Source organism: Campylobacter rectus, assembly GCF_004803795.1.
Classification (GTDB): domain Bacteria; phylum Campylobacterota; class Campylobacteria; order Campylobacterales; family Campylobacteraceae; genus Campylobacter_A; species Campylobacter_A rectus.
Genome location: NZ_CP012543.1, coordinates 1,986,085 through 1,998,639 on the forward strand (window position 1 = coordinate 1,986,085; position 12,555 = coordinate 1,998,639).

Sequence of the window (12,555 nt, forward strand, 5' to 3'; positions counted from 1 at the left end):
TTTTACTCCTCATTTTGCATATAAGTTAAATCATAGTGTTTGACGGTATAATCGCTAGTGGAGACGTACTGCAAATGCCTGTCGTTTGGTATCGCAAACATCGCTCCGGCTATACTTATCGCCTTTTGTCCTCCCGTAACGTCAAAGACGATATCGTCTTCCATAAAGCCCTCTTGCTTGAGCTGGTTATATACGCTTTCTAAAAATTTATAGACGCTTTTTGCGTCTTCGAAATTCTTTATATATCGTACATTCGCCATATCCGCAAGCTCCTTGCCGAAGAGATTTTGGACGCATTTTAAGAATTTATCTTTATCGCCGAAAGATTGCTCGGAGCAAACGACTATTATATTTTTAAGTTCTTGTTTATGATAATCTATCGCTTTAAGCGGCATTCTGTAATTATTTCTTCCATACTCATCGATAGTTTTAAATTTCAAAATTTCTTCTATTCCGCTATTATTTTCACTTAAAAATAGCACCAGAACTTTAGCTCTTTTGGGTCTATCATTTATACATATATCGACATTAGGGATGTCTTTGGGAATTATTCGTTTGATTACCACAAAAATCGCTATAGAGCCTAAAATTTGAACCGCCATAGTGCCGTCTTTGGCGCTCCATTTTAAAATTTCGCCGCCGAAAATTTTATCTAGTAGCGACGACATTCCGTCCGGCAACCAAGCGAAAAACAGCAATACTCCCGCGATGATAAAAAACGCCCTATACCCTAAAAGAGAACTTCCCAAAAGCGAAACGACTATTTTTTGAAAATTTCTTTTTTCATAATACGTCATTTTTTATATCCTCGATTATTTCTGCTATTATTGTGATTTCGTCCATTAGGACTTTGTAGCGGCTTTTGCGGCTTTGAATACTCAACCATACCAGAGTACGGGCTTAAACGCTCATTGTAGCTTTTGGCTCCCGAGAATTCATTCCTTTCTTGATGGTTATTTTTTCCTTTAAAGTATTCGGAATTCTCATTCTCTAGCTGCTGATACCGCAATAGTCTTGAATCCTTATAACCCACGCTTGCCATTTTACGAAGTTCTGTTAGCTGCTCAGTATTAAGCCAATTCGGTACAAATTCATTCATTTGCTTTTCAAATTCTTTTAGATATTCATCTTGACTATATTTTAATTCTTTTAGCGTAAGTTTTATATCGATTTTTCCGTAACCGTAGGGCTTAGCAAAGCCGATATTGTGCATAAATTTATCGCTTCTACCGTGAAAAGTTATTGCGCTTAACAACGCTCCGATTTCGACCTTTTTAAGATTATGAAATACGATTTTGCCCTTAAAAACAGTATTCGCAGAAAGCGGTTTAAATTTAACTTTCATCTTTTCATTATCATTTCCGACGCTTAGCCGCTCTACGTCCTCATGCAGCGGATAGCGTTTATATCCTCTGATTTTTGCTTCTTTGCTCATAAGCGTTATATACGAACCATTTGGTCGCTGCTCTAAATAATTTGGATAATAACTAGGATTAGGCGTACCAAATACCCCTTCCTTCGGAGCTTCAAATCGCTCGAAACTCGATTTCAGATGCGAAAAATACACTCGTCCTTTTAGGGCTTTGTCGCCTTTAACGGTTCCGAAAATTGTTTCAGCTAAATCAAATTTTGTTTCGTCGCCTACTTGCCTTGCTGCTTCGAAAATAGTTTTTTTGTAAGCGAGCTTGAAAAGCTGCGTTAAGCCAATAGCCGTTATCCTACCGCCATTATCTTTCGTATAAAAAATAGGGATTTTTTCACCCTTGCCCTCGTTAAATTTTTCTTTCCAATATTGCCCGTCTATGGAATCTTTATTTTCAAAATAAACCTTTTTAAAATCCTCAAAAACACTCTTATCTAACTGAATTTTATTGCCATTTTTTGCAAAAACGAATTCGTGTTTTTTATTGCCTATATCACCGGTAAATACAAGCGTCCCTATTTTAGATGAATTTTTATCTATTTGCGCTCTAGTTATATTGCGCCTACCCTCTTCGATATATGTTAAAAATTTTACTTCACGGGATATTATGCATTTTTCATATTTATTTTTGGCTGTTCCTAGCTTACGGGCAAATGCAAATTCACTTCCCATCTTGTCGTAACTGATAGTCAATGGTCTTCCGCAATCTTCTATCATATAACCATTATCATTTTTAACCAAAAATCCACAACCCTCAGCTACTCCAACCAAATTTTTTCTATCCGTCATATCCCTAACGCCAAGATGCTTTTTATGTTTTCCTTCGTCTATGCGAATTTTACTAAAACTCATTATCTCAAGGACATTTCTTATCATGCCTTTTATACTGGTTGCAGGTATATAATACTCTTTGGCGTCTTTTTCATTTATAAAGTGGCAAAATTCGCTAGGATTTTTGCTATCTTTTATAAAAATAGAGCTTTTGGCGGTTACCTCTAGCTCGATTACGCCGCTTTCGCCGTCTTTAAACGGCACGTCATGGATATTTTTAAGAATATCCTCACCGACCCACGGAGGGTAGAAAATTTTATCGTTTAGAGGTACGAAATTATATGGGGCGGTTATCATTTTTTATCCTTTTTAAAACCTGCAAATACTATCTTTTGAAGCCTAGAAACTTTCAAATTTTCGCAATATTTATCTTCTTGTTTATCCCAAATTTGAACCATTTTTATTTTGACATCCTTGAATTTAGTAGAAAATTCGGGTTTAAATTTAGAATGAAATTCTTTAACATTGGGGTTTTCCTTCGGATCTAAATTTACGCCCCTTAACTCCGCCTCATCGATAAACCAAGCGTCGTTTATCTGGCGGATAGAAATGCTTTTCTTCAAATTTGCATTAAAAAAATGCGCCTCGTAAATAAGCTCATCTTTACCCAAACTAGGAGCTCGTTCGCCCGCTAAAAATAGATGCTTCTCATCGATTTTCTCGCCCATTAGCTGGATATAGCCTTCATAGCCCTTCAAATTCTCATTGACATATCTTAAAATTTCATCTCTATTTTTTCTCATCTGCTAACTCCAATCTTTTGCCGTTTTTCACGACTTCGCCTTTAAAAAATCCATATCCTTTGGTTGTCGCCCCGCCAAGCGGTAAATGCCCTTTGATTACGTCGTTTAAAGCAGCTTCAAATGCATCCAAGGACGCCTTTGACACATTACTTTTTACTAAAATTTCAACACAAAAACCGCTTCTTTTTTTGCCCTTTTTATCTGTTTTATCTGGCTCTATCTCAACTTCTATCTCAAAATTATTTCGTTGAGCGATCGCTTTTTCTTGAAACAAAGCCGCGTCTATAGCTCCGCCCGTGAAGCGGTCAATACTAACGTGTTCGAAAACCTTCGTATCTTTTACTTCGTCGTAATCTAAAAAGCAATCACTTAACAAGATTTTGCCCTTAGCGCCATTTTCGGTTTTGCTTTTTTCATAGCCGAAAATTTCTCTTACGGCTTGGTTTTCATTGCCGACCTTGGCTTTTTCGCTGAATTGCTTGTTAATTTTATTGAAATAAAATGCCGTTCGGTGCGATAATGCACCCTTTACCGAGCTCGCCGGAATTAAAATTTTTTGTTTGCTAAGCTTTCCGGTTTTATAGTCTATCACACTCTCAAGCGCAGGCGTTTGATCGGCTTCGTTATCGCCAAATCCGCTTCCAAACATAAAGAAATCATCAGGCGAAATTTTGAGCTCATATTTAATAAATTTCTCATTTATTTCGCCTTTTAGGTCAAAATCGCTAAGTCCATGAGGGTTGTCATTTAAACTACTTGTATACTCATAGAGCTCAAATTCTCCCCATTTTATCTCTAAAATTCCAAGCGAGCCAAAGCCTTTCGAGCTTCCGCCGCCAAGCCTTAGCGTAGGATCGCAAAGCAAATTTAAAATTTCCTCAAACTCCTCTTTGCTCCCGTCAAGCTCAAGTGAAAATTTAAATCTAGTGCCTTTAAATACGACTTCCTCGTCAAATTTACCGGCATCTTTTGCCGCACCATTCGCGCCTATGGCGACGTGATCTCTGATAGGCAGAATATCAAAAAGTCGCAAAAATTCGCTCTTTCCTGAAAGCAATTGCTCGCAAACCTTGCCGTTTTCATCGACAAGTAAGGCATTAGATACGATTAATCTTGAACCAATCAAATTTAAATTTTCGTCTTCGCTTTCTTTTTCGCTCCGACCCTTTCCCTCGTGCTTGGTTCCAAAAATTTCATTCGTAGTATCTTTGCTGGTATTATCTTCAAACGCCCTACGCAAAATCCCTGCAACCGAAGTGCCTAAGATCATCGGCAAGCCGTTAAAATCTCTTTGCGCCGGTGCATCCAAAAATAGATCATTTTTGCCACCGCCGACTTTTAGTGGAGTTTTGGCCTCTATGATAATATGCGCTAAAAATCTTTTCATTGCTTTTCTCCTGTGATTCTTGGCATTTGCATTGATAAAAGTAGAGCAAATTTAAGCGGGCAAGGATCGCCTGCTACTTCTTTTACGAGCGTATCGCCGCACCCGCCTTCTACCAAGACACTTTTATCGTTTCTTTTTTCGCAGTTCCAATTTACGCTTCTTACACCATTTCGCATAAATTTAGATATTTGAGCCACTATATTTTCGTTCTTTTCCGCGATACTTTCATTTTTAATCTCTTCGATTTGCATTTCGCCATTAACATCTTTTTCTCCGATTACCTTATCGCTAACGGCAACTTCCTTACATATTGATCTTATTGCGCCCCATTGTGATTTTGAAATTTTGCTAAATTTATCTTTATGACTTTCTATAAAATCAGCCACCCTCTCGGCTATTTCAAGAGCTTGGTCTTTTGCGGTCTGTTTTTGTTTTAAAAATTCAGCCAAATCACTTTGTATCGGCATTTTTTCAACTGAGCGCTTAGCCTCCACTTCCGCTTGGAATCTTATAGGCCCCTCTTTCACGCTGCCGCCGTTTAAAAACCACGGATTTATCAGCACTTCGCCAAACCCCTCGCTCAAATACGCTCCGACGCCGTTTTTTAGCGCGGTTATTTGCTCGGCACTTAAATTTTTCAAAGCAATGACGCTGCCTTTGTTTATGCAAGCTCGCTCGTAGTCTTTTGTGGCTCTAGCGCCGTTATAAGGGGCAAAATTTGAAATTCTAATCTGCGTCTTTCCATAATCGACATTATTCGCGCCCAAATTTGGCAAAATGTATTTCACGTCGTAGCTTGGATTGCCGTTTTCGTCAATAAGCGCAAGGCGAGATTTGGCATAAATGAAAGTATATCCCTCAGGCGGCGTAAAGGTTTGGATTTCGTCGGTATTTTCTCCGATAAATTTAATCTCTACCGCCCCATACTCCGCGCTCTTTGATTTGCCGAGTCTAGTTGAGCGCTCTAGCGTCTCTTTCGCTAAAACCATATCCTTTTCGCTTACGCTATGGTCGAATTTAACGCTAAATCGCCATTTCATTCCGGCTCTAAACGCCTCATAGCCGTACATCTCCTTATCCTTAGAGCGTCTTTTACTTTTATCGTATGCGCTCTTTTGGGAAAAATCTCGATCCAGGCTAAGCTGCTTTTTTTCATCATTTATGTAGCCGCTTCGCATCTGTTTTAGCTGGGTAAAATCGTCAAATTTGTTCCGCTCCTCATCTTTATATTTGCATAACAGATGGTGGTTATAAATTTTGCTGCTGTCAAGCTTTTCGTGAAAATAGGAAAGCGGGATTTTAAAAAATTCTTTACCATCTTTGATCGGCGCAGCATCGCAAAATTTCACCGCTCCGCTATGAAAAATTTTAAAAGGATCGCTAAAATCACTGTATCTGCTAGCTACCATACCCAAAAATGCGCTTCCCGGGATAAAATCAAGCGAGCTCATCTTGCCCTGCGTATTGGAGCTTGCCTGCAAAATAACGGGACTTTTAAAAGTTATCTCAAATCTAAGCTCTCTCATCACAGCTCCTTAACTTTAAATTCGCATCTGCCGAGGCCTCGGTTACGGTTTAATCCTATCCGCTTTATCATCCCTAGCGCACGTTTTAAATTTTGGGCGTTTTCGTCGTCTACGTTTCTTATCTCGCCTTTTAGGCTTATAGGCAAAACAACCTCTATATCTCTTAGCGAATTATCTACCGCGATGCCGTTTTCATCGATTTTAGTAGCCGAAATGATTTCAAAAAGATTGCGCTGCAAGTTATTCGACGTTATTTCGGCAGCGATTTTTTCGTCTATCGTAGCGCTGCTAAAATAGCACTGTGCCTGCGTAGTATCGTCGTTTTCGTTTTGCTCGTCGCCACTATCTTTTTGTCCCCCTTTGCTACCTCTAGAGCCAAAGCATTTATCTATATCGTCTTGATCCCAAAACAGCTCCGCCGCCTCGCGCACAAGCCCCTTTATCGTTTTGCCCGGTACATACGGAAGGCCTGCGGAGTTTTTTACCACATAGCTATCGAGCGCCGCTCCGCCGCTAAGACCGCTGCTAACATGCCAATAGTCGAAAAATTTAAGCTCATAATTTATCGTCATTTTTGCCCTCCACTTTTTTATATTCAGCGCCCGAAGTAACGGAGAGAAATTGCAATACGTCATAAATCGGCGTCTTTTGCGCTCCGTCCTTTTCTAAAATCAAATTTCCGCACGATAGCCCGCCGTAAAGAGCCTTCAGGGCCTCATCAAATTCACCCCTATTTTCCAACATTTCATTTATCCGCTCTAGCATACTTTTAGCTAGTTTATCGTTTATGCCGAGCTCTTTTATCCACTCTCGTAGTTTGCCTTTGGGGCTATTTTCGCCGCGATAAATTTCGGCTAATTTTATAAAATCTTTTATCTGTGGTTCGACTGCTTGCGGATCACCTTTCCTACCCAAATAGTAGGGTCCGAAATCACATCTTACAGGCCTGCTTGCGCTTTCGCCTTCGGTCTCGCGTCCTTCTTTTTCGCTCCCGATCATAAGCTCGTCTTTTATAAATTTATCCCAGCTTGTAAAATTCGAGCTTCGGACGTTATGAAACATTAGGCAGCTCGGCGCGATCTGATTTTCTTGATTTTCGACATATTTCTTTTTGGAGTGTTTTTTGGCCGCCGAGCAAAGCTCCTCGGCTAAACTTACCGCATAGTGAAACGGGAATTTTTCGTTACAGTAGGCAATTCCCGCGCACATCGTTAGTTTTTGTTTTATTGCAGGCTTTTTCTTGTCCGTTTCGTTTTCAAATTCTTCGATAAAATTTTTAGTAAATTCCAGTGCTATATCCGCATCGCAAACCGCCGTCATATCATCGCCGCTTAAGATCAATTCTTTTATCCTTAGGTCATCTTTGCCAAGAACGATTTTGGTTTTTTCTTTAGCTTTGACGAATGCGCTTTGAGTAGTTTCGGCAAGCGCCTCTGAAAAATTAGCTATGACTCCGGTATCACCGCTCTTTTTTACGACTTCAACCAAATTTTTAACCAATACGCCAAGCCCGTTGCCGTCTGCGTGGATAACGGCTAGTTTGTTTTTATCGTTTGAAATATCACTAAATAATTTTAATTTTTCAGCTTCTTTGCGGCGATTATTAAACCACATTGCGTGCGCTTTTCTCTTTTGAGCGCACGATATATCTAATGCGTCATCACCGTCAAATTTCACGATAGGTCGTGCCGTTTTAGGCGCAAGACTCATAAAATTTATACTCATATCAAGCGGTATGCTTGGGCGATTGCGCTCTATTTTTAGATTTTTTTCAAGTTCTTTTGAAGCTTTTTCGTAGTCGCCGTCATTATAAGGAACGGCAGCCTGAGAAATGGTAATGCCGTAAGCATTTTGCATTATCTTTTTAGGCATATCTAGGACAATCTTTTGTAAATTCTCCTCACCTTCAATGACGGCTTTAAAATTACCCGCGGCATTTAGTAAAATTTGCTTTACCAAACCGTTTTCTCTTAGTTTATCAAAAATGCCGAATATCGCGCCATCACCCTTTTGCTTATCTTTAAATTTCCGCCCGAGCGAGTCTATTATTTCGCTAGCGCCGATGATTTCTTGTAAATCGTTAGTAGCATAAATATACTCTTGTATACCTTGGACGCTTGCACCATATAGGTATTTAACCATCTTGCCTCCTTTTTATTGCGTTTTTGGATATTTTAGCATAATTAATTTTTATTAATTTGAAATATTTTTTAGTTGCGTCTTATAAATTACGTAAAAATAACTATATTAAATTTGGCATTTATCGTAGACATCCCGCCTGATTTGCGTGAATTCCGTTAGATATAAACGCATTAAAACATAGGTCATATGTGACGTCCGGTTTTTGGTCTCCAAATACAAAAATTATTAAAAGTTTTTAGATACCGCATTTTATTTTACCAATTTCAGTTGCGATTATAAAAAATTATAGTGTCAAATTTAGTCAATATAATTATTGTTTTTACAAATATTAACGAATTTTTAAATTTATACGCTTTTTACTTAAGCTTAATACCGACTCTTTGCTTTACAAAATTTGGACTTTCGCGTTAATGCGGCTGGCCATATGTTATTTAAACCCCTAAATCGGAGAAATTTGAACCAAATAACCTAAAAAGCATTAGAATTAATAATGAGTTTTGAAAAACTATGCGGAAAACACATTATGGCATAAGCGACTAAAGGTCCAGAAAACGGTAAAAATTTAATTCAAATTTCTATCAGCGAAACCTTTTTAATGCCGACAAAACTTTTTAGGCAGTTTGGAATTCCCATTTAAAGTAGAAGAATTCTTGGATAGCCTGGAAAAAATAAGATAAAAAGCAAATTCTCGCTAACAACGGGAATTTGACTTGCTTATTCATAGCTCCTGCCATTTACCGCTCTTGGATGCGTTTTGGCATATATTGCAGACTTGTATTTATTTGAACATTTCGTAGGTTACGTCCGCAATCTTTGCCAACATAGATATTCTAAATATTGTCTAGCTAAATTTAATAAGAATTAAGAGGGGAAATTTTATTCAGCATTTTTAGATAATTTTGATTTTAGGCAATACAAGAATAATGATATAAATGATTTTATCATATTGAACTTAAAATGATAATAAAAATTTGCTTAAGTTTTGCTAAGCCAAATAATAATTAATATATATTAAACAAAAGCTTGAGTCTTTTACATAAAATATACTTATCTATACTGTCTAAATCGCGAATTTGACATTTATTTAAAATTTAAATATAATCTTATATATTTTAAATCTAAATTTACACATTCAGGGGGGAAACATGTCTTTAACGCAAAGTCAAATTTCAAGTCTATATGTTGCTCTATTCGGTAGAGCCAGTGAGGGTGCCGGTAATAAATACTGGCAAGAAGTATCCAAAACTCAAAAATTAAATATGTTTGACACGGCAAATGCTATGCTTAAAACTACGCCGGCTAAAGAGTTCTTTGGAGACAGCATAAACACAAATGATAAATTTATAGAGCATATCTATGCAAACGTATTTGGAAAGGGTACGGGTATAGATAAAGAGGGAAAGGCTTTTTGGATAGAGAAGCTAAACTCGGGGATCGATAAGGGAACCATAGCGGTAGAAATGCTAAAAGCGGCTCTTGATCCAAAGTATGCAAGCTCTAAAGATCCCGCTACAAAAGCGGCGCATGAACTACTAACCAATAAGATAATGGCCTCTAATATAGTAGCCGACAGTATAGAAAACGTTCCGCAAAGCACAGATATCAAAAAAGTTCTAAAATCTTTTATAGATATAAATAACGCTCTAACTCCTACCGCAAAGAAAGAGGATATAAAAAAGGCTATAGAAAATAATAAGAGTAATCTTAATATAGATATAGCCAAACTTGATAAGTCGCTACAAGATAACAATAAGGTAAAGATACTATCTAGTCTAACAGGAAAGAGCGAAGAGGAAATAAAAGACGCTCTTCCTAAAGAGCCGGAGCAACCTAAACCGCAGCCACAACCCGAGCAACCTAAGCCAAATCCTGAGCCGGAACAGCCCAAGCCAAATCCGCAGCCTGAGCAACCTAAAATAGAAAAGATAAGCGATAGTGACGGGTTTGTGAAATTATTCGATAAAAACAGCCAGACATCTATCAAAATAGCCGGTGTAGATACCGTGTATGAAAAAGACGGAAAATATTATACTGACGAAAATGCCCAAAATCCATTGGCCATAACAAGCAAAAATGACAATACGAACACGGTTAATATAGAGGCCGTTAAATTTGGGAATGATGGAATTTTTAAATTTAATACTCCTAAAGCCAGTCAAAGCAAGGCCGAGATAGAGAACTTAGCTCTCAATGAGCTTGTGTCAAATTCTTTAAAAGGAGATAGTTTAAAGATAGGAAATACGACATATAATTTCTATGACAAAAATAAGATTGACAGCATAGTCTCTGCCGATGACTTTAAATTTGAAAAAGGCTTTGGAAAGGCGGGAAATTTAACTCTTGAGAAGGCTAAAAATATTACGAAAGAGAAATTTTTAGCAGGAGAAGTAGCGGATGATCAGATTTTTGATGCAAATAAGATAACGATAGACAAGATAACTTATATCTTTGGCAATGATGGAAGCACTGTAAGAGCTGTTACCGGAAATACGACTTTTGAAAAAATTAAAGAAATTTTCAAATATCCAGTCACAAATAAATTTGGTACCGGAGCCATAGTTTCTATTAAAGGAGAGCCCGTTTTAAACAAAGTGCAATTTGACGAGGTAATAGGAGCAAATGCAGATAAATTTAACAATTATGTTATAAGGAAATTGCAAGTAAGCGCCGACGAATTAAGCTCGATAAACGATAAGAAAGTGATCTGGAAAATAAAACAAAATTCCGTAGAGCTTACAGATACCCAGCCTCTTACAAATGCGCAACTAAAAGCCCTAACCGCAAAACCTACAATAAACACGGATTTAGCGGGAGACGATACTATCGCTAGAACGATAAAGGCCGGCAGCATAAACAAAGCCGAAAAGATGAACGTAGAAAAATATTATGATATTTTTACCAAAGATGCCTCAGCTACTTCGGAAGGTTCGTTTTTATCAAAGATAGCAGACAATACGCTAAAGATAGAGGATAGTGCAACAAATATAAGCAAAATCATAACTGATACCTTTAAGGCTTCGACTCTTGCAGCTAAAGTTATGTCGCTTAAGGCTTCCGATACCGGAGTAATAGACATAAATCTTATACATTTAAAAAGCATAACTCCGGAGAAGCTATCTGCGGAAGATACAATAAATGTTAAAACAAACAAACTTTCAAACATCACTGCTTATAAAAATTTACTATTTAGTGAAAAAGTTGACACTATAGAGCTTGCTGCTACAGAGACTATGAATCTTACTTTGGCGGAATACGGGCAAATATCCAGCAAGATCAAAGCCGGCGGAAAAGTAAAAGTATCTGACGTGGCCGGTAATGTAGAAGCGAAAGATCTTAATGAAACGTTTGTTATCAAAGCGGGCACTTCGGATCTTCAGTTAAATAATTTTAGCAGTAGCGATAAAATAAACTTTAAGGCGCTTGAAAGTAGCATTACCGGAGCGGGAAATCTTGCACTAACCGAAACGAGTACGGAAACTTTAACAACAGGTAAGGTTTATAAAATAGACAGTGATAAAGAGTTTAATGCTGAAAATTTCTTTGGAGCAGGTAAGGCCTTTACAGCAGTTTCAGGAAATGAAAAAGCAATTGTTTTAGTTAAAAACAATAATATATATAAAATTTATCACATAAACAATAACGAAGACGGCACTTTAACCGGGGAAGAAATCAAGCTTATAGGAACCGTAAATAGTTCTGCAGAATTTACTGCGGATAACTTTGACTTTAGTTAGCCTTTATGAGAGTGATTTATAATCACTCTCTTTTTAACCCCAGTCTCGTAAAACCCAACTTACTCTTGTTCTTAAGCCTATATTGTAAATTCTACTCATAGTTTTTAAAAATTCTACTGAGATAAATGGTGAACTGCGCGCATGTTGCTGCTTGCAACCGACATTCTATCTCCTTATTCAAAATTTAAAATGCATATGCACTATAGCGGATTTTTAGATTTTTAAAAAGTTGTTTCTATATAACACACAAGCCATAAACCTATCGCAAAAACCATCTCACCACGTCAAAGTCCTCCCGTATTTATGTCTTTACTGTTGTTATATCTAAACCCTATTTCGCTACGCTCGTAGCTGCGTCTTGAAAGGCTACGAATGCAGTGAAGTAGAGCGGAACGTATTCCTTTAGGTGTGGTAGAAAATTCTCTTTCTTAATCCCTTTAAATTTAGCTAATCCGTGTTTAGCGTATCCTTATCTCGTCTGCTCTACTTTGCTGCCTCGTAGCCTTTTAGGAAACAGCAGCAGCGCAAGTCGCAGCCAAAATTTTCTATACCGTTGATATGATTTTACCGTTTGCGTCTTGTAAAATAGTGAGCATAGCGTAGTTAAAATTTATTCTTTGAGTGCTTTGCCTTATAATGAGCCTTCGCTGTGTAATCGACTAATCCGCCATATAAGCCTTCCGGTAATCAAAATAAATAACTCTCTCATCAAGATCGCTCTTGTGCTTAGCCGCGCTTTGCTTGTTACCGATACAACGCACTCTCTTTG

The 12,555-nt window shown here is 37.7% G+C and carries 8 protein-coding genes and 1 pseudogene; 1 reads left to right on the forward strand and 8 read right to left on the reverse strand.

What is annotated here, in order from left to right; genetic code table 11:
* Positions 1 to 2 precede the first annotated feature (2 nt).
* From CRECT_RS09610 to CRECT_RS09640, 7 genes are read right to left on the reverse strand one after another with little or no spacing between them, the layout of a single operon-like run.
* The gene (locus CRECT_RS09610) at positions 3 to 797 is read right to left on the reverse strand and encodes a hypothetical protein (RefSeq protein ID WP_004318634.1); all 795 of its coding nucleotides are present in this window, start codon (positions 795 to 797) and stop codon (positions 3 to 5) included.
* A complete protein-coding gene (locus CRECT_RS09615; RefSeq protein ID WP_004318392.1) occupies positions 794 to 2,551 on the reverse strand; it encodes a TIGR03986 family type III CRISPR-associated RAMP protein in 1,758 nt (585 codons plus the stop codon). The genes CRECT_RS09610 and CRECT_RS09615 overlap by 4 nt, the downstream gene beginning before the upstream one ends.
* Positions 2,548 to 2,997, reverse strand: coding sequence for a TIGR04423 family type III CRISPR-associated protein (locus tag CRECT_RS09620; RefSeq protein ID WP_004318582.1), 450 nt, complete (start codon positions 2,995 to 2,997; stop codon positions 2,548 to 2,550). The genes CRECT_RS09615 and CRECT_RS09620 overlap by 4 nt, the downstream gene beginning before the upstream one ends.
* Positions 2,984 to 4,384 carry an RAMP superfamily CRISPR-associated protein gene (locus tag CRECT_RS09625; RefSeq protein WP_004318523.1) on the reverse strand — a complete coding sequence of 467 codons (1,401 nt, stop codon included), beginning with the start codon at positions 4,382 to 4,384 and terminating at the stop codon, positions 2,984 to 2,986. The genes CRECT_RS09620 and CRECT_RS09625 overlap by 14 nt, the downstream gene beginning before the upstream one ends.
* Positions 4,381 to 5,910 (reverse strand): hypothetical protein, encoded by a 1,530-nt coding sequence (locus CRECT_RS09630; RefSeq protein ID WP_004318446.1) that lies wholly within the window; start codon positions 5,908 to 5,910, stop codon positions 4,381 to 4,383. Before CRECT_RS09630 ends, CRECT_RS09625 begins: the two co-directional genes overlap by 4 nt.
* Positions 5,910 to 6,482, reverse strand: a complete 573-nt coding sequence (locus CRECT_RS09635; protein WP_004318491.1) for an RAMP superfamily CRISPR-associated protein — start codon at positions 6,480 to 6,482, stop codon at positions 5,910 to 5,912. Before CRECT_RS09635 ends, CRECT_RS09630 begins: the two co-directional genes overlap by 1 nt.
* Entirely contained in the window at positions 6,466 to 8,052 is a 1,587-nt protein-coding gene (locus CRECT_RS09640; RefSeq protein WP_004318278.1) for a Cas10/Cmr2 second palm domain-containing protein, read from the reverse strand. The genes CRECT_RS09635 and CRECT_RS09640 overlap by 17 nt, the downstream gene beginning before the upstream one ends.
* Before the next feature lie 1,145 nt (positions 8,053 to 9,197).
* Here CRECT_RS09640 and CRECT_RS09645 point away from each other — a divergent pair.
* A complete protein-coding gene (locus CRECT_RS09645) occupies positions 9,198 to 11,786 on the forward strand; it encodes a DUF4214 domain-containing protein (protein WP_004318608.1) in 2,589 nt (862 codons plus the stop codon).
* Positions 11,787 to 12,183: 397 nt separating this feature from the next.
* Here the strand turns inward: CRECT_RS09645 and CRECT_RS09650 are convergent.
* Positions 12,184 to 12,505: pseudogene (locus tag CRECT_RS09650) on the reverse strand (hypothetical protein); the annotation flags it as partial.
* Positions 12,506 to 12,555: the final 50 nt, after the last annotated feature.